The organism is Paenibacillus sp. MABNR03 (genome assembly GCF_050455445.1).
Taxonomy (GTDB): domain Bacteria; phylum Bacillota; class Bacilli; order Paenibacillales; family Paenibacillaceae; genus Paenibacillus; species Paenibacillus xylanilyticus.
In genome coordinates, this window is the sequence record NZ_JBCIYR010000004.1 from 542314 (window position 1) to 567091 (window position 24778).

The window sequence follows — 24778 nt, forward strand, 5'->3', positions numbered from 1 at the left end:
ACATCTACTTACATGATATACCAAAAAGGCAGCTTCCAGATGGAAGTTGCCCTAGTTTTTACAGAATAGATACAGTTTTTACGTAATCAGTTTTAAACCAACCGCAGCCACCAATATCATGGCGATAAACAACAGTCGTTTGGCCTCCTTGCGTTCACCAAACAGGAACATGCCCGTTAATGTGCTGCCTACGGTACCGATGCCTGTCCATACAGCGTAGGCTGTGCCCATGGGAATGGAAGTCATGGCATAGGACAACAGCGAGAAGCTGAATACAAAGGAAACGAGCATGAGCACGATATAAGGCCAGCCCTTTTTGGTAGAAGCGCCGTTAATGCCGATCACGCCAAAAATCTCACAGATGCCTGCGCCTACAATGGCTAACCATGCCATTATGCCACACCTTCTTTCGCTTCTTCGTGTTGATCCGTGACCAGTTTCAGTCCAATTACGCCGCAGAGCAGGAGTCCAATCAGCAGAATTTTGGCCAGACGGAAAGGCTCGCCGAACAGCAGCATTTCCGTTAGGACCGTGCCTGCGGTTCCGATTCCGGTAAAGACGGCATATACCGTGCCCACGGGCAATCTCTTGGATGCTGCGATGATCAAAGCAAAGCTCACGATGATGGCTATAGCGGTTAAAGCCCATTCCCATAGATTGGAGGCGTGCTTCAGTCCGCTTACCCAGACAATTTCGATAATGCCTCCGATAAATACATATAACCAATTGCGGTTCATGATGCTGTTTCTCCTTCCGGCACAATCTTCTGTGCCTCTTCGTTCAAATGATGAATGCCGTGCCAAAAGACAGGCCAAGCCGCTTCAAGACGCCGCTTATAACGACGTGAGCTTCCATAGATAATCTCAACGGTAATTCCATCGAGAGAAGTCATAAAAGCAATGGCAGCTTGTTCCGTTGGAATCAAAGGTAATTCTCCATGACGTATTGCTCGCTGCAGAAGTCGGTTTAGAGATCGCTCCATGCCATCAAGGAATGGATGCACGAGATCCATCACTTCTTTGTACAGTCCCGGGGGAGGAAAGTAAGACATGCGCAGCATCAATCGGGCAGAAGCATTAGCGTTGTATTCCTGCTCGAACCAGGGAAACACGCCCTTGAGTCGGGCTTCCAGTGCAAGCTCCGCATGATCGCGAAAATATTCTAATGTATGGCGTTTTACTTCTTGAAAGGCATGGGCCAGTGCATGGAGAAACAAGTCTTCCTTGCCGCTGAAATGTGCATATATCGACGGTTTCTTAATCCCGACTTCATCAGCGATAGCTCTAAGGGACGCACCCTCATACCCATCTCTGGCAAAATGGAACAAGGCCGCTTCTAATATGGATTGTGCAGTCATTTTATTCACCTTCCTAACGGTCGTTAGGAGATTATATTTTCATATTTCACATCAGATGTCAAGTCATTCAAAAGAGCCGCCTGCTAAATTATAACAGGCGACTAAGGTGCTAATTACACCAATCAGAACGTGGTGAAGCCCAGTATGAGCTGCAGTTTATAGATAATCCCCTTCAGAAAAGTCGTTTTCTCCTGGAATTCATCCAGGTGCAGGGTGAACTCGGCATCCTCATTATTCCACACTCGTTCGAAATAATCCGCCACGTTGCGAGTGAACTCATGGTTCGCGGGCGCAGCCACCCATAGTTCATTTTCAAGATTATAGTCATTCATGTTTCGTGGGGTAAGGTTGGTTGATCCGCCAAGTACGATATGATCCCCGGTTGCCTTGGCAATGTACATCATTTTGGTGTGATACTGCTCTTTGGTTGTGTTATACCAACGGATTTGGATTTTGCCATCTGATTTGTCATGCAGCTCTGCGGCTACAGGACGATTCGGAATGCCGATTTTCTCCTGACCGAATGCATTTTCATTCGGATCGAGCACAAGCCGGATGTTGACTCCCCGTTTGGACGCATCCAGCAGCGCATCCAGTACCTTCGGAGAAGCAATGTAGAACATGCCCATCCACAAGGTATCCCCTTTTTCCGTCAGATTGATCTCATGCAATACCGCATCATTTACTTTTCCTTCGGTCAGATAGCGAATTCGCAAATCCCCCTTGTTTGGATCCGTGGAAGGAGCAGTATAGGAAGGAACCTGACCTCCTCCTGATATGTCGAGTACAGCCTGTTCCGACTGGAGTATATCCCCGATGACTGGACCGGTAACCTCAAAAGCCACGTTGGAGTGATAGGCACTGGCATCGTGGATGTTGCCTGAGGAAATGATCGCCATCTTCTCACTGGCAACGACCTTGCGATGATTGGCTTTTACGTTGAGCAGCTTGAGATAGGAGCGCATCGTGATGTCTGGGCCGTCGCTTGCCATCAGGTTCGGCAGCCAGCCGTCTCCCGACTGACCAAACCATTGAAAGAACGTACGCCAGACCGCCGAGTATACAGGCGTCGAATCACGGAGGGGATCTACATTTGTAATGACAACCTGAATACCAGCCTGCTTCATTCGTTCCAGCAGTGCATTGGGTGCAGAGTTATAGTTGGTGTTCACTTCATCCGTAATAAACAGAATCTGCATGTCGGGATGCTGCTTTTTTTTGGCGACCAGCGCATCTGTGAATTCCAAACTGACCGGCGGGAAATGCTGTCCCTTATGCTGATAGTTGTTGAATAGGAACATATCCACCACAACAAACTGTTCAGCCTCCTCTACAATCTGAAGCATGCGCTGGAAAATCTGCTGCTCATGTTCCATCTGTCCGTCCCCGGAGGGGTAAGTGAGGTCATGAAGGAAGGCTACCTCGTCTACCCGATATTCAGGGCTTTCATAGGAAATGCCTGCAGGTAGTGGCTTGTATGTTTGATAAATCATGACTGCCACGAGCCATAATATAAGAACTCCAAGAGCTGTGAGTATGTATGGAAAACGACGTTTGGATGTCTTGTGTTCTGATGATGATCGGCTTGTATTAAACAACAGCATATCCCCCTTTTGTAAACTTGCTGACTTCTATTACCACTCCGTTATCCATATTGACGCAGGCTGCGTATTTGGACAGGGAGAAACGGGTTTTAGTCCATAAACGAATTGCCTGAATGCAATCGACAGGTGTAAGGCCGTTGTGTATAATGAGTGTATTATTTTTGTGGAATGTTGGGATTTCCATATACCTGACAAGGACGGAGGAAGTATTCGTTAACCTATTGATGGCCTGGATATTTCAGAAAAGAGAGTGGGTAATAAAGTGTATTCCATCAAACAAGTCGCTGCCATGCTGGACATTCCAACGGTAACGCTCCGGGCTTGGGAGAATCGGTACAGTGCGGTAACCCCTGAACGGACGGAATCGGGTTATCGACTGTACACCGATGAGAATGTTGAAGACCTGCGCTGGTTGAAGGAGCAGGTTGAACAGCATCAGACCAACATATCTGAAGCTGTACGCATGTTAAAAGAGAACAAAGCAAAGCCGCCCCAGCCGCCCGAATCGGTCATGCCAGCTCCGCTAACTACCCCGGTTCCCACGATGGAAGAGGCATACTCACGCATGGCCGATCAGATTTATGACTCGCTCTACCATTTTCAGGGTGAACGCGCCAACGGGTTGATTGATTTTGGCTTCACCATGTATGGATATGACTCCATGTTTTATCATGTGCTTGTCCCCATTCTCGTTCGTGTGGGGGATGCATGGGAGCAGGGCAGAGCAACGGTGGCACAGGAACACTTTATGACCCAGCTGATCTCACAGCGGTTCTATCAGTTTTTCCATCTGTTCCCGATCTATCCGCATCTGCCCAAAGTTCTGGCACTCTGTCCGGAAGGGGAGCATCATCAGGTGGGGTTGCTGTTATTTTCGCTGTTTATGCGCAAAAATGGAGCCGAGGTATTATATCTCGGTGCCAATACTCCCGAGGAGGGGGTATTCCCCATTATCCGGGAGCAAAAGATTAAACTGGTCTGTCTCTCCATTACGAATCCCAGCTTAAGCGAAAAGAGTGATCGGTTGATCGATCGCATTCTGTCCGAGTTTCCGTATATGCGCTTTATCCTTGGAGGCAAGGGTTATGAGCGCAATAAAAATGCAGCTTATCCGGATTGGATCATGCCGGAGAATTCATCAGACTGGCAGGCATGGCTGGAGCGGGAGTATTTGACGGAGAATCCTTTGCGTACGCAGAACTAAGCGGTGTCCAGTTTTTGACAAGGTGTAGACCACATGAGGGAGTTCATGAGCAACTTCTATTGCATGATAATGTATAGGCTATAAATTAAGTGACATCCTTTGACGCAAAAGCGCAAAGGATGTTTTTTTATGTTGTAAACGTTTAGTTTTACAGTAATTTGACCAGCGAGTCATTATTCGGTTTACAAGTTCGTATAATATTTGTATTATATTTGTATAACGTTTTGGACCATATCCGCTTCGATGAATTATCAACTGTTTAATAATAGGTCAAGGACGTAGGAAGCATGTTTTTGACCATAAGAAAGGTGAGTTGGCATGATATCTAATCAGCAACGTAAACGTGCAGCTGTTATTGGTGCTGGTCCGGGTGGACTTGCAGCGGCCATGTTATTGTCCGGTCAGGGATATGAAGTCGACGTTTATGAGAAACAGCCAGTGATCGGTGGACGCTCTGCCAGACTGGAGCTCGGTGAGTATCGCTTCGACCGGGGTGCGACTTTTCTGATGATGCCCGAGCTGCTTGAAGAGATGTTTGACGTTGTGGGACGTAAACTATCCGATTATGTGGACCTGAAGGAGCTGACTCCCTTATATGCCCTGAACTTTGGCGATAAGGTATTCACGCCTTCCCGCAACCGTGAGGATACCGCTGCCCAGATCAAGGAGTTGTTTCCCGGTAATGAGGACAATTATCTGAGGTTTATGCAGGAAGAGGAGATCAAGTTTGGCAAAGTTATGCCCTTGCTGCGCAGGCCCTTTGGCAAGTTGACAGACTATCTGCGCAAGGACGCTGTAACGGCTCTTCCGAAGCTGGATGTGAACAATACGGTTTACGGCATCCTGTCCCGTTATTTTACGGACGAGCGATTGCGCTGGGCCTTTACTTTCCAGTCCAAATATCTGGGCATGTCTGCCTGGGATTGTCCAGGGACATTCACCATCCTGTCATTCATTGAGCACCACTATGGACTGTTTCATCCGATTGGCGGCGTGAATCGTGTATTTCAAGCCATGGCTGACATTGTAAAAGAGTATGGAGGACGAATACATACATCAAGCCCGGTTAAACAGGTTATCGTTCGTAATGGCCGAGCTGAAGGGTTGTTGCTGGAGAACGGTGAACGCATTGAAGCGGATCATGTGGTCGTCAACGCAGACTTTGCACATGCGGTGAACCATCTGTTTGAACCGGGTGTGCTCAAGAAATATACACCAGAGAAAATGAAACGCAAGAAATACTCCTGTTCTACTGCGATGCTCTATCTTGGGGTAGACGGCGAGATTAATCTCCCGCATCACTCGATTTATTTTCCCGAAGATTACCGTTTGAACGTCGATGAGATCACGAAGCATAAAGTGCTGTCCGCTGACCCGTCTCTATATATTCATAACCCTTCCAAGCTCGACTCGACGCTTGCCCCTGCAGGAAAATCTGCATTATACGTGCTCATGCCTTCTCCGAACCTTACGGGGGACATCGACTGGGAAGGGGAACGAGAGAATGTACGTGAAGCAATGATGCAGCGGCTTGAGGCGATCCCCGAGCTGGCAGACATTCGGAGCCGTATAGAAGAATCCATGATGTTTACCCCGCTGGATTGGGAAAATGAACTGGATGTGTACCGCGGGGCAACGTTTAACATGGCTCATAATCTGGGTCAGATGATGTATCTTCGCCCGCATAACCAGTTTGAAGAATTGAAAAGGGTATGGCTGGTTGGTGGCGGAACCCATCCGGGCAGCGGCCTGCCTACCATATTCGAGTCCGCTCGAATCAGTGTCAGGCTGATTCAGGAAGAGGATGCCAGAATCCGTTCAAATCGATCCTCATATGTGAAGACCGCTAAGGCCGGAGGCCGTTCATGAAGCGGGCAGCCATTGTGGGGGCAGGCATTGGCGGGCTGACCTCGGCACTTTTGCTGAATCGGCAAGGCTGGGACGTAACGGTATACGAACGGGGTACACGAGTTGGCGGACGCATTGGCTATGAACAAAATGGGGAGTATCGCATTGACCAGGGCCCAACGATTGTGCTTCTGCCTGACATGCTGCATGGCATTCTGGAGGAGGCCGGTGTGGATCGCTCCAAGGTGGAATTGCTGCGCTGTGATCCGTTATACAGGGTTCACTATAGCAGCGGACGCGTCATGACCAAGATGACAGACCGAAGGCAGCAGGCTGAGGAGATTGAGCGGTTATTCCCTGGAGAGAGCCGGGGATTTACGAAATTTATGAAGGACATGGATACGCTGTTCCCGGCAGGACGATCTGCTTTTCTGGAAAGAGCATTTCCGCGGAAAAGGGATTTTTTCACACCGTCTCTTCTGTCCCTGATGGGCAGGCTGCGTGCACACAAAAGTGTACGTAAAGCTGTAGGGGATTACTTTCATCATGAAGAACTGCTTGATGCTTATTCGCTTCAGAGTCTGTATATCGGAGGATCGCCGTTTGGTACCCCTGGAATTTACTCTCTTCTTCCCTATGCAGAACATGAATATGGAATCTGGATGGTGAAGGGTGGGTATGCTGCATTACCCTCGATTCTGGAATCAGAACTGATTGCGCGCGGGGGGCGTGTCGTGCTGAACACAGAAGTGACCGGGCTTCGTATTCAAGATGGCGTTTGCCAGGGTGTAGAAACGGCAGCAGGCGCTGAAGAGGTGAATGCAGTCATCTATAATGGGGATTTCCCTCATTTAAAGGGCTTGCTTGGCAACATGCCTGAAGCAGCGGTCAAAAAAAAGCCGTATCGGCCCTCTTCCGGCTGTGTATTAATTTATGTTGGTGTCGACAAGACCTGGGAGGATGCAGCAACGCATCAATTTTTCCTGCCACCGAGTCTTGATGCAAGCTTGCGGGAAGTGTTCAACCAGCGCCGTATTCCGGCAAAGTCTTCGTTTTATGTATTTAACCCGGTTGCTGTGGATGAATCTGCTGCTCCGGCAGGCCAAAGTGTATTATATTTTCTCATTCCGGTACCAGATGCTGAAGGGGTGGACTGGTCAACGGAAAGTGATGCACTGGCCGATCGGGTCCTGGAAGAAGCAGAGCAGCGTGGGTTCCCGGGGCTTCGTGCAGCGATTAGATGGAAGAAGATACGTACGCCAGCAGATGCCGAGCGTGACGGACTATACGGCGGGGGCAGTTTCGGTATTGCGCCTATCCTGTTTCAATCGGGTGTATATCGGCCCCAGCCGAAACCATTCCCGGCAATACGCGGATTGTACGCAGCAGGGGCGTCGGTCCATCCCGGAGGCGGAGTCCCGATCGTGATGCAAAGTGCGCGTATGGCCGTCAATCTACTCATGAAGGAGATGGGAACATGAATGAAACGATTTTGAACAGGTGCGAAGAGTTGATGCAAAAAGGTTCTTCTTCTTTTTATCAGGCCTTCAGAGGTTTGCCAAGTCCGCGTCGTGAAGCAGTATATGTAATCTATGCGTTCTGCCGCATCATTGATGACAGTGTGGATGAGCCGGAAAAGTCGATGTATACCATACACGAAATTCGTGATCGTTTTGAACATCTTGAGAAGGCGGAAGGCCACTTTATCTGGCCTGCATTGAGATGGCTGTTTTCTAATTTCCCTCACCTGGACAAGGGGCCTTTCTTCCGCCAGATGGATGGGCAAATGACCGATCTTGAGGTAACCCATTACGGGACGATGAAAGATCTTGAACATTACTGCTATCTCGTTGCCGGAACGGTAGGTGAAATGCTGCTGCCTGTGCTGCGGGATGATAATGGCGCGGAAGTGGCCGTGAACGGCATTGCACTTGGCAAGGGAATGCAGATCGTAAACATTATTCGTGATGTGGGCGAAGACCGGGCAAGAGCACGTCGTTATGTACCCCTCGAAATCATGGAGAAACATGGCTACTCCGAACAGGACTGGGCAGATGGCATTGTGGACGAACGGTTTGTAGCAATCATTCAGGAATTAAAAACATCAGCATTGGAGTGGTTCAGGCTTGGGATGGATCGGCTGGAGACCTACCCTGCGGAAAGTGCATTTGCCATCGAACTGGCGGCCGCCTTTTACTCCACCATCTTACAAGCGGTAGAACGTAACGACTATGACGTATATAACAAACGGGCCTTTGTGACCGATGAGTTGAAACTGGAGATGCTCGGTGTGATTGTGAAACGGTATCCGGTATTGGCTTATCAGGCTTCCCGTACGGCGGTTTCCTGATGATACAGGTTTTGTATTGGGCATGGTACGTCATTGGGGCAACACTGATGCTCACCATCGGAGTCCCTGACATATTATCTTTTTCCAACGGTCTGTTTCTTGTTTTCTATGCACTCTGTGTGCTGGATCTGATCTATCAGGGGCGGAAAAGAACAGGACTGTCCGACCAGTCAGTCATATGGAAGGAACCAGGACTCTGGGCCGCTTCAGCCATCCTGTGGCTGGGCGGCATGGGTGTGGAGTGGGTTGGTGTCCATACGAAATGGCCCTTTGGGGAGTATGGCTACTCAGATTTTTTCGGCATCCATCTGTTCAGTGTTCCGGTCACCCTGGGCTTCGCCTGGATTGCAGTAGTCGGAAACTCCGCTCTGCTAAGCGGCGGCGGTTCTGGCTGGCCCGGGAAGCTGGTTCGGGCGGTCAAAACCGGATTCTGGGCTATTGTGCTTGATCTGGTGCTTGATCCGGTTGCGCATGCGAGAGGTTTCTGGCATTGGGAGGCCCCCGGCGGATTCTATGGCGTTCCCTGGACCAATTACATCAGTTGGTTCATTATGGGTGCGTTTCTGTCGCTCTTTCTTCCAGCCATGCCTGCTGACGGCCATTCTTTGCTGCGAGCCAAGTGGGTGTACCAGCTGTTCATCCTGTTATTCGGTCTGCTTGCATTGAAAGAAGACATCACAGGCAGTTTCATCATTGCGCTTGTGGGCGCACTGCTTGCAGAAGGGAGCTGGCTGAGTGATTCCCGCCGTAAAATCAAAACGGTTTAACCGAATGTTCTACTTATACAATCAGTATTATTTGCTGCGTCGGCGCTTTCGTTCATTCACGCTTTCGGGGAAACTGGACCCACAGCTTGGCGGCAAAATCGGCTTGTCCATAGCACCGAATCAATCCGTCCTCTATTTCATGAACCACAGTTCCTGGTGGGATGGCCTGTTACTCTATCACGCAGCGCTCCGGACTTCCGCAGGAGACCATTATGTCATGATGGAAGAGCAGCAGCTGCAGCAATATGCCTTCTTTCGCAAATTGGGCGCTTACTCCATCAACAAGGAGAGTGTTTCTGCAATCCGGAAGACCATGCAGTATACAACGGGGCTGCTTCAGGCGGGGAAAAGAGTGTGGATCTTTCCCCAGGGCGAAATCCTGCATCAGGATGCAAGGCCCATTCGGTTTCGCCCTGGCATCGGATTACTGCTTCGTCGTTCTCCCCAGACGCTGGCTGTACCTGTAACTCTGTGTCATGGCATGGTTCAGCATGATTTGCCGGAGATATCGATGGTGGCCGGTGCGCCTATAATGGAAGACTGGAGTGTGTGGAAGAGTGAAGAGATTGCGGTCAGACTTGGTCTTGTGCTGGAGCAGCAGTTAGACCATCACAAGTCTGAGTTGGTGCGCATTGGACAAGGAAGTTTACCGGGAGCAATCTCCCTGATTCGTAACGGACGATCTACGAGTGAAAAATACGATGCGGCACGAAAGCGGGGAATCCGTTAGCGATGAGTGCATTTGAGATATTATGGATCATTTTGACGTCTGTGCTAGGTGTGCAGTTGATTTTTGCACTATGGAATGTGACCTGTCTGCCCAAAATCCGCTCGTTCCCTGCTGACCGGTTGCTGCACCCGGATACACTCGTCTCTGTCTTGATTCCGGCTCGTAATGAGAAACTACATATTGAGGGATGTCTGGAGAGTGTGCTTGCAAGTGATACATCCGGCTTCCGGATGGAAGTGCTGGTGTTGGATGATCGCTCGGAAGATGAGACGGCATCCATCATTCAGGCAATTGCGAATCGGGATGCACGTGTGCGACTGCTGGGTGGAGCCGAACCCCCGGCAGGGTGGATGGGCAAGTCATACGCGTGTCACCAACTGGTCCAGGAGGCCAAAGGCGATTGGTTTATGTTCGTTGATGCGGATGTGCGACTGGAACCAGAGGCGATTCGGCAAACTGTCGCTGCCGGATGTGATCAGGGAAGAGGTCTTGTGACAGGGTTCCCCTATCAGGTGGCGAAGACGTGGATGGAGAAGCTGGTCGTTCCCATGATGGTATTTACGATCATCAGTCATCTTCCAATTTTCATGGTGCGCAGGTCTTCCAGTCCGTTATTTGTCGCCGCAACGGGAGCATTCCTGCTGATTCATCGTTCGAGTTACGAGGCTTCAGGTGGTCATGCAGCCATTCAGGGAGATCTGGTGGATGACATGAGTCTGGCGAAAGCGATCAAGCGCGCAGGTCATCCGGTCATGCTGGTTGATGTGCATGAATTGGTCAGCACACGAATGTATCAGAACGGTTTAGAGGTATGGAACGGTTATAAGAAAAACATGTACGAGGGCACAGGACGCAGGGATGTGCTCCTGCTGGGCACCCTGTTGATGTATACAGTCATGTACCTTGTACCTCCAATAGGACTCGTTTTCGGATTATATTCAGGTAGTTCTACATCCATGATATATGGAATCATCGGCACGCTGTTGGGCATGGGGGTGAAAAGGGTGGCAGATCAAGCGGGCGGGCAGCCGTGGTGGCTTGCATGGTTGCAACCCATCAGCATGGCCTGTGTCATTGGTATTGGAATGGCTTCCTGGCGTGCAGGCCGCTCTGGTAAAGGGTATGTATGGAAAGGCAGGCGGTATAGTTGAGCAGAAAAGTTGTCATTGTCGGCGCTGGGTTTGGAGGCTTGTCCTGTGCCATACGCCTTGCTTCACAAGGCGTACGGGTAACCATGCTGGAGCGGCAGGCACACGCAGGAGGCAAGCTGCAGCAGGTGATACAGGACGGATATCATTTTGACCGCGGTCCCAGTACCATTACGATGCCTTCCGCCTTCCGCTCTGTCTTTGAGCATGCGGGAGTGGAAATGGAAGATTACGTCCAGCTGTATGAGCTGGAGCCCCGCACACGCAATGTGTTTGCTGATGGTACTGTGGTGGATCTGTCCGGAAAGCGGGAGTGGATGGAGGAACAGATCGCAGCCTACAGCCCGGAGGACGCACTCCGTTACGATGCATTTATGGATGAGTCAGCAGCCCTCTATGCAGAAGCGAGCCGCCATTTTCTTGGCAAACTGCTGCTGACCGCAAAAGACAAATATAATCTTCAAATGCTGCGCAGTTTGCTGCGGGTGCGGCCGACCGTGAAACTGAATCAGCTTCTGCGATCCTATTTCAGTCATCCGCATACCCTGGCAATGTTTGGCCGTTATGCGACCTATGTCGGCTCTTCACCTTATCAGGCACCATCCATCTTCGCCATGATGGGCCATGTAGAGGCGGGTGAGGGTGTTTATGGTGTGAAAGGCGGGACCTATCAGCTGATTGCTGCCATGACAAAGCTTGCCCGGGAAAAAGGCGTAGAGATTGTTACGGGCACGGAGGTCCGGCAAATTGTCGTTCGAAATGGCAAAGTCACAGGTGTGGACACAGATCGGGGCTTCCGGGAAGCCGATCAGGTTGTTGCCAACGGCGATGTGCTCAGTGTGAATCGTCTACTGCTGGCACCGGAGCATCGGGAACAGATGAGTGATAGTCGAATCCGCAAGTATGAGCCATCCATATCCGGATTTGTAACTTTGGCTGGAGTGCGTCGGCAGTATGATTCCCTGCTTCATCATACTGTCTTTTTCCCTGAACAGTATGAGCCGGAGTTTAACCATATCTTTCGTGAACGCAGGATGCCGCTTGATCCGACAATCTACATTTGTTATTCCGGCTATTCCGAAGCGGGCATGGCTCCAGCTGGGGCAAGTAATCTGTTCATATTGGTGAACGCCCCATATTTGTCCGATGCTTGGAACTGGGATGAGCAAACGGAAAGCTACGGTGAGATTGTTCTGGATAAGCTGGCACAGCGGGGAATCAAGGGGCTCAAACAGTCTGATGTGCTGATTCGGTACACACCTCAACATATCGAGCGCGATACATTGGCTCATCAAGGGTCAATCTACGGCATATCATCCAACTCGGTGAAGCAGACCTTCTCACGTCCGGGCAACAAAAGCAAGGATGTAAAGGGGCTGTGGTATGTAGGTGGAACGACACATCCGGGAGGCGGGACACCGATTGTGACGTTATCCGGGCAACTGGTTGGCGAGCAGCTTGCATCCGAGCTCGTACGATGAATCGGGGATGGGCGAGTGCGCCCTTTCAATAGCATGTTCGGAACGGTATACTGGGTAGAGTTGACGCGCGGTATGTGTTTAACCATGGCTATGATAGATCCTGTTCATGCAGAAGTGCGTTACATAGAAGCAAGGAAAAAATGGAACAGCCTATTGAACGGAACCGGCAGGGGATCCCTGTCCATCCGCACAATTTCTCACATAAGGGGGTCTCACCATGAATGAACAAGAGCGGGCCGGCGAACGGCTGCTTCCCGAGGTGGCTACGGGGGAACGGAAGCTGGAGCATGTGCGCCTCTGCCTGGAAGAGAATGTGGCAGGAGAAGGGATAACGAACGGAATGGAACGGTATACATTTCGGCACAATCCGCTGCCTGAACTGAATTTTGATGAGGTAAGCCTGGACACATTGTTTTTTGGGAAAAGGGTTCGTACACCTCTGCTCATCAGCTCGATGACAGGTGGAAGCAAAACGACAGGTGCCATTAATGAGCGGCTTGCCCGTGTGGCCAATGCCAGAGGCTGGGCGCTTGGTGTAGGTTCCATCCGGGCAGCAGTGGAACAACCTGACCTGGCGACCACCTTTGATGTACGGCGCTGGGCACCTGACATCCCGGTGATTGCCAATCTGGGCGCAGTGCAGCTGAACTATGGCTTCAGCACTGCCGACTTTCAGCGTGCGGTTGAGATTGCTGGTGCCGATGTGCTGGTGCTGCATCTGAACGGTTTGCAGGAGATTTTCCAGCCTGAAGGAAATACGGACTTCAGTGGGTTGTTAAATCGGATTGAAGACTTGTGCCGCACAATGGATGTACCTGTCGGGGTGAAGGAAGTAGGCTGGGGGATTGATGGAATCACGGCGCAGCGGTTGTATGAAGCAGGTGCAGCGTTTATCGACGTGGCCGGAGCAGGAGGCACCAGCTGGGTACAGGTGGAGAAATACAGGAACAACAATCCGGTTCGCCGCGCTGCGGCCGAAGCTTTTGCCGATTGGGGCATTCCGACCGCCGAGTGCATCCGGGAAGTCAGAGCGCTGAATCCGGAAGGTGTGCTGATTGGCAGCGGCGGACTACAGAATGGGGTGGATGCAGCCAAAGCGCTCGCACTGGGTGCGGACCTGGCTGGTTTCGGTCGCTCTTTGCTCGAATCGGCAGTGGCTTCGGATGAAGCACTGGATTGGCGGCTGGAGCAGGTGGAATTCGAACTGCGTACCGTCATGTTCGGCATCGGTGCCGGACAGATTGAAGAATTGCAGCAGACGACAAGGTTGATCGAGCGGCGGTAAGGTTCCTTGTCTCTGACTGGCACTTGAGTGGGATAAAAAAACGGATGCTTCTGAGCATCCGTTTTGTTTATTGAGATGCAGGGTGTTTACATACACTCCTCTACAACAGAGACCTTATCGTTGGTTATGGTGACATAGGAGTTGCCGGATAAATATTCCGTATAGCCGCACACGGTATGGTGCTGGGATTTGCCTTGATTGTCGGTGAATTCCAGATAGATCGCTCCTTCACCAGAGAGTTTTAGCTGTGGAGCAAACTTTACCTTTTTACCGCTGGGAACATCCTTTTGCAGAATATACAACGATCCATCCTCAATGTTATTTTTGGAATTGTCTCCTTTTTCCAGTCCTGTTTTAACGGATACAATGTCATAGTCGGATTCATTATTTATGGTGACCCGGAAGTTCCTGAAAAGGTCAAAGGCGTTCTGAAAGCTGAAATAAACAACCAAACCTATCACAATCACGATGATTGTGGGGATAATTATTCGCCAAGGTAGCGAGCGGCGGGGCATGCCCATTCGTGTTCAACTCCTTTCATTATGGTAATAAACGAAGCAGGACTATCAAAAGTTGTGCGGAAATATCAATAACTCCTTTATGCAGATTGATAAATAAAAAGTTACAATGGTATAGGATGATAGAACATTTTTTACACCGAATCTGAACCCGGGAGGCAATACTTTGGAGCTTGTACCCATGAATGATCAAGAGTTTGAGAGCTTTCGCTTGCGTTCGATTAAGGATTTTGCAGAAGAGAAAGTGGAAGCGGGAGCATGGGCGGTGGAAGAGGCGCAGGAACTTGCAGAGGCATCCTACAATCGCTTTTTGCCTGAAGGACTCAATACGGCTGGAGCTTATATCTATAACCTGGTGCATCCGATGGACGGCAATGTGGGATATATCTGGTTTAACATTACGGACAATCGGCGCGGCAAGGAAGCCTTCTTGCTCGACATTGTCGTTGAAGAAGCGCATCGAGGCAAAGGGTATGGCACCGAAACGATGGATGCCCTTGAACAAGCGGCCCGGAGTCTGGGTGTGGATCGAATTGGTTTGCATGTGTTTGGACATAATGTGCGGGCGAGCAGCCTATATCGCAAGATGGGATATGAGGTAACGGATCTGACGATGTACAAGGAATTGAACGGGTAAATCGTCAGTAACACCAAATCCCGAAGTTCCTTGATGCCTTAGGGTTTGTCATATATAATGTATAGGATTATCCATACCGAACAAGTAATGAATGAGGAGTTGTCATATACATGGCTTTGAAAGCAGGAATTGTAGGACTTCCGAACGTCGGAAAATCTACGTTGTTTAACGCAATTACACAAGCAGGTGCCGAGTCGGCAAACTATCCGTTCTGTACGATTGACCCTAACGTGGGGATCGTTGAAGTACCGGACGAGCGTTTGGACAAATTGACAGAACTTGTTGTGCCGAAAAAGACGGTTCCAACGGCGTTTGAGTTTGTAGATATCGCAGGTCTTGTACGTGGTGCAAGTAAAGGCGAAGGTTTGGGTAACAAGTTTCTTGCCCACATTCGTGAAGTGGATGCGATTGTTCATGTGGTACGCTGCTTTGTCGACGAGAACATCACACACGTAGATGGAAAAATTGACCCGGTGAGCGACATCCAGACGATTAATCTGGAGCTGATCCTGGCCGATATCGAGAGTGTGGAGAAGAAAATTGATCGTTCCAAGAAAAACATGAAGGGCGGCAACAAGCAGGCTGCTCAAGAAGTGGAAGTACTGGAGAGAGTAAAAGCCGTTCTGTACGAAGACAAGCCAGCACGCAGCATGGAATTGACAGATGAAGAGCGTCTGATCGTACGTGATCTGCACTTGCTTACCCTGAAGCCTGTTCTGTATGCAGCGAACGTAGCCGAGGACGAAATCGGTGATGTGGCAAACAATGCATATGTGCAAAAAGTAAGAGAATTCGCAGCTGCTGAGAATGCAGAAGTGGTGCCAATCAGCGCGAAAGTCGAAGAAGAAATTTCCGAGCTGGAAGGCGAAGATAAACAAATGTTCCTGGAAGAACTCGGTATCGAGGATTCCGGTCTGAACCTGTTGATCAAAGCCGCTTACAAATTGCTGGGACTGTACACGTATTTCACGGCAGGTGTACAGGAAGTTCGTGCGTGGACGATTCGCAAGGGTACGAAAGCGCCTGGCGCAGCCGGTGTAATTCACACCGACTTCGAGCGCGGATTCATCCGTGCAGAGGTCGTTTCCTACGAAGATCTGGTTGCGGCCGGTTCCATGAACGGTGCCAAAGAGCGTGGGCAGCTTCGTTTGGAAGGTAAAGAGTACGTTGTGAATGACGGCGATGTTATGCATTTCCGTTTCAACGTATAAAACCTATAACCAATCAAAGCAATATATGATAAACAAGTACAGCCCTGCTGTCTTCTCCATGAAGATGGCAGGGCTTTTTATTTAGATGAATGTGAAGGCTGCTTCACAAATGCAGAGATCAAAGCATGAATTCCGCTCAGCTTTTGCTGGATTGTTAGCAAGACGTGGATATAATAGAGGAAGAGGGCATGAATCTTAAGAGAGCCCGTAGGCAGGTGGAAAAGCATCTGTTCAGGGTGATAAGAATATGCTATAATTAAGAGTCGTGTACCTAGGTTGATTTGGCTCATTATTTAAAGGGCCAAAGCGGGATTCCGCTTAAGGTGCATGGGCTCTTTTATATAACTTATAAGTAAAGGATTTGATGACGTTGTAGCGATGTTGTGCGTCGGTCATTAATGAATGTTACGGTCAGGGGTTCAGTCAGATTGTTGAGAACCTGTGCGTTATGAAAAATAGATGAAATAGATATGGAACATGGAGCGCTCATCGGAAACGATGTACAGCGTATTAACCAAAAATAAATCGTGAGGTGACTATATATGTTGGATAAATTACAGGCATTAGCCGACCGTTATGACAAGCTTAGCGAGTTGCTGTGTGACCCGGATGTAGCTAGTGATAACAAAAAGTTGCGGGAGTATTCCAAAGAACAATCGGATCTGCAGCCGACGTATGAAGCTTACAATGAGTACAAACAGGTAAGTCAGGATCTCGAAGCTGCCAAGGAAATGCAGGGCGAGAAACTGGATGACGAGATGCGCGAAATGGTCAAAATGGAAATTGATGAGCTAAGCGCTCGCCAGAAAGAACTGGATGAATTGATTCGTGTTCTCATGCTGCCAAAAGATCCGAATGACGACAAAAATGTCATCGTGGAAATTCGCGGAGCAGCTGGCGGAGATGAAGCTGCTTTGTTTGCAGCGGATCTGTACCGCATGTACACACGCTATGCTGATAATCAAGGCTGGCGCGTGGAGCTGATGGACGCCAATACGAACGATGTCGGTGGATTTAAAGAGGTTATCTTCCTGATTAACGGTCGCGGTGCATACAGCAAAATGAAATACGAAAGCGGTGCACACCGTGTACAACGGATTCCGACAACCGAATCGGGTGGACGAATTCATACCTCTACTTCGACAGTAGCTGTCATGCCTGAAGCTGAAGATTTCGATATTGAGATCCATGACAAAGACATCCGTGTGGATACGTTCTGTTCCAGCGGTGCCGGCGGACAATCGGTTAATACAACAAAATCCGCTGTACGGGTAACACATGTGCCAACAGGTATTGTGGCAACGTGTCAGGATGGTAAATCGCAGAACTCGAATAAGGAAAAAGCGCTGCAAGTATTGCGTACCCGGATCTTCGATATGATGCGTCAGGAAGAAGAAGCGAAAATTGCAGGGGAGCGCAAGAGCAAAGTGGGTACAGGTGACCGCAGTGAGCGGATTCGTACCTACAACTTCCCGCAAAGCCGTGTGACAGATCACCGCATTGGTTTGACCATGCACAAACTGGATCAGGTCATGAACGGAGAGATTGAAGAAATCCTGTCTGCACTGACGATTGCCGAGCAGACGGAGATGATGGATAGAGGAGAATAATGCTGTGACCCGCGCGCAGTTTGTGATGACGCCGGAACAGAGCTGTCGGGAAGCCTTCGTGGAGGCTTCCTCTTTTTTGGAAAAGTGCGGCGTGTACGAGCCGCAGAATAATGCCCGGCTGCTGCTGGAGCATGTGCTCGGCGCCTATGGTGCCGCGTACTACATGATGCAGCCGGATCCCTTTCCTAGCGAGCACCGCAGCCGCTGGGAAGACGCTGTCACGCGCAAGGCTGCGGGTGAGCCGGCGCAGTACATCATCGGCAGCCAGGAATTCTACGGGCTGCCGTTCGAGGTCACGCCGGCCGTGCTGATTCCGCGGCCGGAGACCGAGCTGCTGGTCGAGGCTGTGCTGCGCGAAGCCGACCGCGTGTTTCCTGACGGCGCTCCGCACGCCGTCGATATTGGCACGGGCAGCGGGGCTATCGCCGTGACGATTGCCTCGCAGCGCCCGCGCTGGCAGGTCGGCGCCGGAGATATCTCGGCGGCTGCGCTGCAAGTGGCCGCGCGGAACGCGGCCGCGAACGGGGTGCAGATCGACTTCCGCGAAGGTGATCTGCTGGCCCCGTTCGCCGGGGTGCGGGTGGACATTCTGGTGTCCAACCCGCCTTATATCCCGGCTGCCGACATCGCCGGGTTGCAGCCCGAGGTGCGCGATCATGAGCCGCGCACGGCACTGGACGGTGGTCCGGACGGACTTGCGCCGTACCGCGTCATGCTGGAGCAGCTGGTACTGCTGCCTGCGCCGCCTCAGGTCATTGGATTTGAGCTGGGTCAGGGGCAGGCTCGCGACATCGCAGCATTGCTTGAATCAGCCGGACATTGGCCGGAAATTATCATTGTCCCGGACCTTGCCGGGATCGAGCGGCATGTCCTGGGTGTTCGTACTTCGGAACAGGTGACGAAAGTGTAAGGTTCCGCGGGTTTCCTTTTTGCCGTGAAATCCTCTACAATGGGATATACCGAAGATTGCTGAATGCTTGGGGGAACATAACTACATGCTGCATAAATTTAAAAAGATAGACTACTCGATTGTGTTCATCTTACTGATCCTGATGGTCATCAGTATTTTGTCCATTTATAGTACGACCTTTGGCCGTCCGAAGCTGGAGGGGCTCACGAGAAACGCTGTTATCTTTTATATTTTAGGTTTCGTGATCTTTTTTGGAATATCGATGATCAATTACAAAGTCATCATCAAAAACTATTTATATATTTATGGAGTAGGCATGCTGCTGCTTATTCTTGTTATGTTTATAGGTCAGGAATATTACGGCGCCAAGGGCTGGTTGTCCATTTTTGGCTTCAGTCTGCAGCCAGCGGAGTTGTTCAAGCTCTGTCTCATTGTTTTCTTATCGGCCCTTCTGGCCCGAAAGAAGAATCGACCGCTTTATTTTGGACGTGATGTCATACCGATCTCACTCTGTGTGCTGCCACCTTTGCTGCTTGTGCTGCTTCAAAATGACTTGGGGAACGCGCTGAGTTATGTAGTCATTCTGGTCGGACTGCTATGGATTGGCAACATCAAATTTAGTCATGCCCTCATTGGTTTTATGATTGCCGTGGCTGCTTTTGTCGGTGGAACACAGGCGTACATTCACTATCATGATGAGATCGTCAAATTTCTGAAGGACATTGGCCGTTCGCACTGGGCGGATCGTTTCGACCCATGGCTGGTGCCGGATCAGACCTCGCGAGATGTGCTCTGGCAGACGTACAACGCGAAGCTGGCGATTGGTTCGGGTGGCATTAGTGGTAAAGGCTATTTGGAAGGTACAACGATTCAGTCGAATCGGGTGCCGCTGGCCTATGCCGACTCCATTTTTGTACAGATTGGGGAAGAGTTCGGCTTTGTAGGCGCCTCGGTATTACTGCTGCTCTACTTTATTCTCATACATCGGCTGGTGCTGATTGCACTGGAGTGCAAGGATCGCGCTGGGCCTTATCTTATTGTCGGCATCATCGCCATGCTGCTCTATCAGATTTTCGTCAACATCGGTCCGTTCATTGGGTTGATGCCGCTGACCGGGATCACGCTGCCGTTTATCAGTTCGGGCGGAACCTCACTCGTGCTGAACATGATCAGTATGGGTATTGTGATGAGTATCAAGGTTCACACGGAAGAGAACGAGGATATTCTCGGTTCTGCCGAACAACCAGGGATTACGGATCTGGTCATGAAGTTGTTCAGACGTAAACCGTCTCAGCAGGAACAGTAATTCTTTAACGTGTGCAGAAATAAAAATGAGTTAGACATAGAACCCTGGAAAGATCAATCCAATCCATTTGGATCTGACTCTTCCGGGGTTTTTGTTTTGCTATACTTGTTACGTTTGCTACGTGGCTTGCGGCCCATCCTCCTCAGGACAATAAAAATTTCCATTTTAACTCCTGATTTTATACAATGGAAATATTGAGTTAATTTGGTAAATGGATATATAGTTATCCGGGAGGTCGGATGGAATCATGTTAAGAATGCTGAAAAAGATGGATGGCGTCATCCTTTTTGTACTGTTACTGCTGATGATCGTCAGTGTGTTTGCCATTTACAGTGGTACGCAGACAGATTCCACATTGGCCAGACATCATATCAAGACCTTGTTATTTTATACTGCAGGATTTGTTGCCGTGGTGGGTATTGGGTTAGTGAATTACAAGTTGTATGTAAAATATGCATTTTATCTGTATGGCATAGGAATCGTTCTGCTTGTGCTCGTCAACTTTGTGGGTGGTCCGATCAATAACGCCAATGGCTGGATTAAGCTTGGAGAGAACCTTTCGTTTCAACCTGCGGAGTTGTTCAAGATGATTTTGATCCTCTTCCTCGCACATTTGCTTGTGAAACGTCAGAGAAACATGCTTGGTTTCTGGAGAGATATCGTTCCCATCGGATGTTGGGCATTCGTTCCGTTTGCACTTGTCATGATTCAAAATGATCTGGGTAACGCACTGGGCTACGTTGTCATTCTGTCTGCTGTGTTCTGGATCGGTAATATCAAGCTGAAACACGCGATTATTGGTCTTGTGATTATTGGGACGACCTTTTTTGGTTTCGTCAAAGCGTATACGACATATCACGAGCAGATCTTCACCTTTCTCGAAAAGGTAGACCGTGAGCATTGGGCGGAACGGATTGACCCTTGGCTTGTACCGGAAAAGGCCACATCCAAGGCGACGTGGCATACCAAAAATGCCGGTTTGGCTATAGGTTCAGGAGGCATCATTGGCAAAGGTTATTTACAAGGTACTTCCGTGCAAAGTGGACGCGTGCCTTATACGTATTCGGATTCCATATTTGTCGTTATAGCGGAGGAGTTTGGTTTTGTTGGGGCCTCGGTACTCTTGTTACTCTACTTTATTCTTATCCATCGGATGGTGCTGATCGGTCTGGAGTGCAAAGATCGGGCAGGTCCGGTCATCATTGTAGGTATTATCGGCATGCTGCTCTACCAAGTGTTCGAAAACATCGGCGCGTTCCTCGGACTGATGCCGCTTACGGGTATTACGCTTCCGTTTATCAGTTATGGAGGGACTTCATTACTCATAAATATGGCATGTATCGGACTGGTTATGAGCATCAAACTCTATGGACAGGAAGAGGAAGATGAACTTCTTCTGGGAGAGCAGAGACCGAGTCTGCCAGAACGATTATTGCAGCTGCTCAAGAGAGAGAAGACAACGGTATAGTTCAGAAATGGCTTTGTACATCAATAGATTCTGTAAGTTAATAGAGTGTTGTTCAACGGTAACGTGTGAGTATGGTTAATCCGCCCTGAGCCAGGTGTGGATTGGCCTTTTTTCGATAGCTGTTCATCAGCATTAGAATGAGAGAATCGATATGCTAGATTTATGTTTTATACTAGGTTTACTTCTGTCTCTTCCGGGCATACTGATAGACATGAGAGAGTTGCAGGGAGCATGATCACGGGAGCCGAGGGGGAAAACGGGATGAGCAGACGGGTAGTGAAACAAATTGGACTTATTATGGTTTGTCTTATGATGATGATTATGATGTGGGAAGGTCAAAAGACAGATGCAGCTCTGGCGGCTGCAGCGATTCCGGAACAATCCATTCGATTGCGCATTCTCGCCAATTCGGATGCAGCAGGGGATCAACTGGTCAAACGCGAGATTCGGGATGCCGTTGTTGCTCAGATGAGCGGGTGGGTTACAGAATTGGACAACCCGCAGAGTCTGGATGAAGCGCGCCATGTCATTCGCGAGCATTTGTCTGAAATTGAAGATCGGGTGGGCGAAGAACTGGCGAGCCGTGGGCTGGATTATCCTTATCAGGTAGAGCTCGGTGTTGTTCCGTTTCCAACCAAACTATATGGAGGCACTGTATATCCCGCAGGAGATTACGAAGCAGTGCGTATAACACTGGGAGAAGGAAAGGGCCAGAATTGGTGGTGTGTGCTGTTTCCGCCATTGTGCTTCATCGATGCAAGTACGGGGGATGCGCTGGCGAAGCCAACGACCGTATCTGCTGCGGCAGCTGAGCCTGGAGATGCAGAAGCGTCCGTCCAGGGAAGTACACCTGAAGCGCGTTTCTTCCTGGTGGATCTGGCTGTCAAGGTGTGGGATTGGGTAGCTGGATTGTTCGCATAATACTGCGAGCATTCATAATGGAGGGCAACTTCGATTCAGGGAGCTGCCCTTTTGATCCTTTTACTCCGGGTTTCCGAATGCTGCCCTGATACGGGGTTGCGCGGAGAGACATGGAGCCCATTCTTAGGTTGAACAGATATGCTATAATTATAGGTATTCGAAATATAAGCAAGACAGCTACCGCCAAGGTAGAGGACGCGTTTACTAACCTATTGGAGTTTAGGGATGATGGATATATGAACAGAAAAAATGAACAAGATGTTTACACAGAAAACAGCGTTCCGGAAACTCAGGGAGGATCACCTACCTCCATGTGGGATGTTAGAGCATTGCTGAACGAGAAACCTCCTCATATTGTGGGTAATTCTGTTATGAGTGAACATGCGGAAGAGTCATCTTCCGGGCCAGAAGTCGACTCGCTGACGGCTACAGAACATGGATCTGTTGTGAAAAAGGGGAGCGCCTATCAGCAGGCGCTCGCCGACTTGCAGGCTGCCGCAGCCTGCATTCGTCAAGGTCAGACGATAGCGTTCCCGACGGAGACGGTATACGGATTAGGCGCAGATGCACGCAGTACAGCCGCAGTAGAGGCTATATTTGAAGCCAAAGGCCGCCCGTCAGACAATCCGTTGATTGTGCATATTGCGCATCGCGACCAGCTGGATCCGCTGGTTACGGAAGTGAATGAAGCGGCGGAAGCGCTGATCGAGGCCTTTTGGCCAGGGCCGCTTACGCTTGTGCTGCCGGTTAAGGCAGGGGCAGTTTCCCCGCGGGTTACTGCCGGTCTGGATACAGTGGCCGTACGCATGCCGGATCACCCGGTGGCTCTGCAGCTGCTTGCCGCGGCCGAGTGTCCAGTGGCCGCGCCAAGCGCCAACCGCTCCGGGCGGCCAAGCCCGACGCTCGCTTCACATGTGAGCGAGGATCTGGCTGGCCGCATCGGCGGCATCGTGGACGGCGGCCCCACCGGGGTGGGCGTCGAGTCCACGGTGGTGCAGGTCGGTGACGACGGTACCGTCACCATCCTGCGCCCTGGCGGCATTACGGCGGAACAGCTGTCCGCCGTCGCCGCCCGTGTCGCCACGGACCCGGCGATTCTCGCCGAAGGGTCCGTTGGCGAGGGAAGCCCGGCGCCGCGCTCGCCGGGCATGAAGTACACGCACTATGCGCCCACAGGGTCGCTGTGCGTGGTAGAGGGGCCGCCGCCAGCCGTGGCGGCCTGGATCAGCGCCGCTCTCGCGGAGGCGGCGCAGCGCGGAGAGCGCACCGCGGTGCTGGCATTCGCCGAGCACGCGGAGCAGTACCGCGCCGATGCCGTGTTCTCGCTGGGCGATGCCAGCGAGCTCGAAGAAGCAGCGCGCCGGCTGTATGCCGCGCTGCGCAGCTGCGATGAGCAGGGCGCCACATATATTGTGGCTGAAGCCTGCTCACGCGAAGGGCTGGGAGCAGCCGTCATGAATCGGCTGCTCAAGGCGGCGGGTCACCAACTGATACAGGTTGGTGACCTGTAACCCGGAGACCGGAGGTTATTCTCCCTCCGGTCCACCTAATCGGCAGGCAGTGACGACAGCGATACTCGCTGCCTGCCGATTGGACCCGTCCCCTTTAACACCCGTGTGCTTACATCTCTGCTTCCTATCCGAATCTCTCGCTTAAAGGAAATGTTCCATTCAGCCGGGATCTTTGGAATAATGGAAGCGCAAGGTTATCTCCCGTCATGTTTGTGTCCTTGTCCGCATATCGTGTACAAGAACCTTTACGTGACTTGGGGGTATGGGGATGTGGGATGTATCTGCCCATTTGGGGCAGTTGGTAACCATTTTGATCATGGCCGTCGCTCTGGGGCTGGATGCCTTCTCGCTTGGCATTGGGATAGGCATGAAAGGCATTCGTTTACGCGACGTGCTGCGAATCAGCTTTGTCACAGCCCTGTTCCATGTCATCATGCCGCTGATCGGTATGTATACGGGGAAATACGTCAGTTCTCTCCTTGGGGACATTACGACGTATGCTGCAGGCGGGCTGCTCGTTTTGCTCGGTGGTCACATGATTTTGAATGCGTTCCGTGAAGGAGACACAAAGCTGGTGGATCACCGATCCATGCTGGGTGTAATTTTGTTTTCGCTCAGTGTAAGTGTGGATTCATTTTCCGTTGGCGTGTCACTCGGCATGTTTAGCAGCGATCTGGTACTGACTGTACTGGCTTTCGGCGCGTGTGGCGGAATCATGTCCGTGATGGGACTGCTGCTGGGAAGACGAGTGAGTCAAAACCTTGGCGATTATGGCGAAGCCATTGGTGGAGCCATTCTGCTCGCTTTTGGGCTATTGTTTATATTTTAAAACAGCCATTCACGCGGAATGCTTGCAGCATTGTGCAGTCATACCTATTTTCTTTCAATTTGCTTCGTTTAAAATTAAAATAT

The 24778-nt window shown here is 50.5% G+C and carries 23 protein-coding genes; 18 read left to right on the top strand and 5 right to left on the bottom strand.

Translation table 11 applies throughout. The features are described from left to right. Positions 1-78: 78 nt before the first annotated feature. The 4 genes from AAIH57_RS22105 to AAIH57_RS22120 all read right to left on the bottom strand — a co-directional run bounded on the left by AAIH57_RS22105 (position 79) and on the right by AAIH57_RS22120 (position 2955). Positions 79-393, bottom strand: a complete 315-nt coding sequence (locus AAIH57_RS22105; RefSeq protein ID WP_175396691.1) for a DMT family transporter — start codon at positions 391-393, stop codon at positions 79-81. After that, positions 393-737, bottom strand: a complete 345-nt coding sequence (locus AAIH57_RS22110) for a DMT family transporter (protein WP_175396690.1) — start codon at positions 735-737, stop codon at positions 393-395. The genes AAIH57_RS22105 and AAIH57_RS22110 overlap by 1 nt, the downstream gene beginning before the upstream one ends. After that, positions 734-1357, bottom strand: a complete 624-nt coding sequence (locus tag AAIH57_RS22115) for a TetR/AcrR family transcriptional regulator (RefSeq protein ID WP_430023008.1) — start codon at positions 1355-1357, stop codon at positions 734-736. Before AAIH57_RS22115 ends, AAIH57_RS22110 begins: the two co-directional genes overlap by 4 nt. A 122-nt stretch (positions 1358-1479) precedes the next feature. Further along, the gene (locus tag AAIH57_RS22120; protein WP_430023009.1) at positions 1480-2955 is read right to left on the bottom strand and encodes a phospholipase D family protein; all 1476 of its coding nucleotides are present in this window, start codon (positions 2953-2955) and stop codon (positions 1480-1482) included. 268 nt (positions 2956-3223) lie between these two features. Here AAIH57_RS22120 and AAIH57_RS22125 point away from each other — a divergent pair, with 268 nt between their 5' ends. The 9 genes from AAIH57_RS22125 to fni all read left to right on the top strand — a co-directional run bounded on the left by AAIH57_RS22125 (position 3224) and on the right by fni (position 13774). Further along, on the top strand, positions 3224-4165 hold the full coding sequence (locus AAIH57_RS22125) for a MerR family transcriptional regulator (protein WP_175396687.1): 942 nt from the start codon (positions 3224-3226) through the stop codon (positions 4163-4165). A gap of 318 nt (positions 4166-4483) precedes the next feature. After that, positions 4484-6034, top strand: coding sequence for a phytoene desaturase family protein (locus AAIH57_RS22130; protein WP_175396686.1), 1551 nt, complete (start codon positions 4484-4486; stop codon positions 6032-6034). Beyond that, positions 6031-7494, top strand: a complete 1464-nt coding sequence (locus AAIH57_RS22135) for a phytoene desaturase family protein (protein WP_430023010.1) — start codon at positions 6031-6033, stop codon at positions 7492-7494. Before AAIH57_RS22130 ends, AAIH57_RS22135 begins: the two co-directional genes overlap by 4 nt. Beyond that, a complete protein-coding gene (locus tag AAIH57_RS22140; protein ID WP_430023011.1) occupies positions 7491-8363 on the top strand; it encodes a phytoene/squalene synthase family protein in 873 nt (290 codons plus the stop codon). Before AAIH57_RS22135 ends, AAIH57_RS22140 begins: the two co-directional genes overlap by 4 nt. Beyond that, positions 8363-9130 carry a carotenoid biosynthesis protein gene (locus tag AAIH57_RS22145; protein WP_430023012.1) on the top strand — a complete coding sequence of 256 codons (768 nt, stop codon included), beginning with the start codon at positions 8363-8365 and terminating at the stop codon, positions 9128-9130. The genes AAIH57_RS22140 and AAIH57_RS22145 overlap by 1 nt, the downstream gene beginning before the upstream one ends. After that, positions 9099-9860: a lysophospholipid acyltransferase family protein gene (locus AAIH57_RS22150; protein WP_430023013.1), complete on the top strand. Its 762-nt coding sequence runs from the start codon at positions 9099-9101 to the stop codon at positions 9858-9860. Before AAIH57_RS22145 ends, AAIH57_RS22150 begins: the two co-directional genes overlap by 32 nt. Positions 9861-9862: 2 nt before the next feature. After that, positions 9863-11011, top strand: a complete 1149-nt coding sequence (locus AAIH57_RS22155) for a glycosyltransferase (RefSeq protein WP_430023014.1) — start codon at positions 9863-9865, stop codon at positions 11009-11011. Then, positions 11008-12489 carry a phytoene desaturase family protein gene (locus tag AAIH57_RS22160; protein ID WP_430023015.1) on the top strand — a complete coding sequence of 494 codons (1482 nt, stop codon included), beginning with the start codon at positions 11008-11010 and terminating at the stop codon, positions 12487-12489. The genes AAIH57_RS22155 and AAIH57_RS22160 overlap by 4 nt, the downstream gene beginning before the upstream one ends. A 217-nt stretch (positions 12490-12706) precedes the next feature. Then, on the top strand, positions 12707-13774 hold the full coding sequence (fni, locus tag AAIH57_RS22165; RefSeq protein ID WP_430023016.1) for a type 2 isopentenyl-diphosphate Delta-isomerase: 1068 nt from the start codon (positions 12707-12709) through the stop codon (positions 13772-13774). An 86-nt stretch (positions 13775-13860) separates the two neighbouring features. Here fni and AAIH57_RS22170 read toward each other — a convergent pair whose 3' ends face one another. Then, positions 13861-14295 carry a hypothetical protein gene (locus AAIH57_RS22170; RefSeq protein WP_430023017.1) on the bottom strand — a complete coding sequence of 145 codons (435 nt, stop codon included), beginning with the start codon at positions 14293-14295 and terminating at the stop codon, positions 13861-13863. Positions 14296-14458: 163 nt separating this feature from the next. Here AAIH57_RS22170 and AAIH57_RS22175 point away from each other — a divergent pair, with 163 nt between their 5' ends. From AAIH57_RS22175 to AAIH57_RS22215, 9 genes are all read left to right on the top strand, one after another. After that, positions 14459-14929, top strand: coding sequence for a GNAT family N-acetyltransferase (locus AAIH57_RS22175; RefSeq protein ID WP_430023018.1), 471 nt, complete (start codon positions 14459-14461; stop codon positions 14927-14929). Between the two features lie 110 nt (positions 14930-15039). Then, positions 15040-16140: a redox-regulated ATPase YchF gene (gene ychF / locus AAIH57_RS22180; RefSeq protein ID WP_430023019.1), complete on the top strand. Its 1101-nt coding sequence runs from the start codon at positions 15040-15042 to the stop codon at positions 16138-16140. A 542-nt stretch (positions 16141-16682) separates the two neighbouring features. Further along, positions 16683-17750: a peptide chain release factor 1 gene (gene prfA / locus AAIH57_RS22185; protein ID WP_175396675.1), complete on the top strand. Its 1068-nt coding sequence runs from the start codon at positions 16683-16685 to the stop codon at positions 17748-17750. 25 nt (positions 17751-17775) lie between these two features. Next, positions 17776-18660 carry a peptide chain release factor N(5)-glutamine methyltransferase gene (prmC, locus tag AAIH57_RS22190; RefSeq protein ID WP_430023119.1) on the top strand — a complete coding sequence of 295 codons (885 nt, stop codon included), beginning with the start codon at positions 17776-17778 and terminating at the stop codon, positions 18658-18660. An 85-nt stretch (positions 18661-18745) separates the two neighbouring features. Continuing rightward, positions 18746-19966 (top strand): FtsW/RodA/SpoVE family cell cycle protein, encoded by a 1221-nt coding sequence (locus tag AAIH57_RS22195; protein WP_175396674.1) that lies wholly within the window; start codon positions 18746-18748, stop codon positions 19964-19966. Positions 19967-20213: 247 nt separating this feature from the next. Beyond that, positions 20214-21434, top strand: a complete 1221-nt coding sequence (locus tag AAIH57_RS22200; RefSeq protein WP_430023020.1) for an FtsW/RodA/SpoVE family cell cycle protein — start codon at positions 20214-20216, stop codon at positions 21432-21434. A gap of 261 nt (positions 21435-21695) precedes the next feature. Then, positions 21696-22355 carry a stage II sporulation protein R gene (gene spoIIR, locus AAIH57_RS22205; RefSeq protein ID WP_430023021.1) on the top strand — a complete coding sequence of 220 codons (660 nt, stop codon included), beginning with the start codon at positions 21696-21698 and terminating at the stop codon, positions 22353-22355. Between the two features lie 236 nt (positions 22356-22591). After that, positions 22592-23866, top strand: a complete 1275-nt coding sequence (locus tag AAIH57_RS22210) for an L-threonylcarbamoyladenylate synthase (RefSeq protein ID WP_430023022.1) — start codon at positions 22592-22594, stop codon at positions 23864-23866. Between the two features lie 268 nt (positions 23867-24134). Then, entirely contained in the window at positions 24135-24695 is a 561-nt protein-coding gene (locus AAIH57_RS22215; protein ID WP_127537248.1) for a manganese efflux pump MntP family protein, read from the top strand. Positions 24696-24778 lie beyond the last annotated feature (83 nt).

Excerpts from the sequence above, each read along its gene's own strand:
- fni (WP_430023016.1), top strand. The coding sequence starts at position 12,707 with ATGAATGAACAAGAGCGGGCCGGCGAACGGCTGCTTCCCGAGGTGGCT.
- prfA (WP_175396675.1), top strand. The coding sequence starts at position 16,683 with ATGTTGGATAAATTACAGGCATTAGCCGACCGTTATGACAAGCTTAGC.
- AAIH57_RS22145 (WP_430023012.1), top strand. The coding sequence starts at position 8,363 with ATGATACAGGTTTTGTATTGGGCATGGTACGTCATTGGGGCAACACTG.
- AAIH57_RS22115 (WP_430023008.1), bottom strand. The coding sequence starts at position 1,357 with ATGACTGCACAATCCATATTAGAAGCGGCCTTGTTCCATTTTGCCAGA.
- AAIH57_RS22140 (WP_430023011.1), top strand. The coding sequence starts at position 7,491 with ATGAATGAAACGATTTTGAACAGGTGCGAAGAGTTGATGCAAAAAGGT.
- AAIH57_RS22155 (WP_430023014.1), top strand. The coding sequence starts at position 9,863 with ATGAGTGCATTTGAGATATTATGGATCATTTTGACGTCTGTGCTAGGT.
- AAIH57_RS22105 (WP_175396691.1), bottom strand. The coding sequence starts at position 393 with ATGGCATGGTTAGCCATTGTAGGCGCAGGCATCTGTGAGATTTTTGGC.
- AAIH57_RS22170 (WP_430023017.1), bottom strand. The coding sequence starts at position 14,295 with ATGGGCATGCCCCGCCGCTCGCTACCTTGGCGAATAATTATCCCCACA.
- spoIIR (WP_430023021.1), top strand. The coding sequence starts at position 21,696 with ATGAGCAGACGGGTAGTGAAACAAATTGGACTTATTATGGTTTGTCTT.
- AAIH57_RS22110 (WP_175396690.1), bottom strand. The coding sequence starts at position 737 with ATGAACCGCAATTGGTTATATGTATTTATCGGAGGCATTATCGAAATT.
- prmC (WP_430023119.1), top strand. The coding sequence starts at position 17,776 with ATGACGCCGGAACAGAGCTGTCGGGAAGCCTTCGTGGAGGCTTCCTCT.
- AAIH57_RS22210 (WP_430023022.1), top strand. The coding sequence starts at position 22,592 with ATGAACAGAAAAAATGAACAAGATGTTTACACAGAAAACAGCGTTCCG.
- AAIH57_RS22195 (WP_175396674.1), top strand. The coding sequence starts at position 18,746 with ATGCTGCATAAATTTAAAAAGATAGACTACTCGATTGTGTTCATCTTA.
- AAIH57_RS22215 (WP_127537248.1), top strand. The coding sequence starts at position 24,135 with ATGTGGGATGTATCTGCCCATTTGGGGCAGTTGGTAACCATTTTGATC.
- AAIH57_RS22135 (WP_430023010.1), top strand. The coding sequence starts at position 6,031 with ATGAAGCGGGCAGCCATTGTGGGGGCAGGCATTGGCGGGCTGACCTCG.
- ychF (WP_430023019.1), top strand. The coding sequence starts at position 15,040 with ATGGCTTTGAAAGCAGGAATTGTAGGACTTCCGAACGTCGGAAAATCT.
- AAIH57_RS22200 (WP_430023020.1), top strand. The coding sequence starts at position 20,214 with ATGTTAAGAATGCTGAAAAAGATGGATGGCGTCATCCTTTTTGTACTG.
- AAIH57_RS22130 (WP_175396686.1), top strand. The coding sequence starts at position 4,484 with ATGATATCTAATCAGCAACGTAAACGTGCAGCTGTTATTGGTGCTGGT.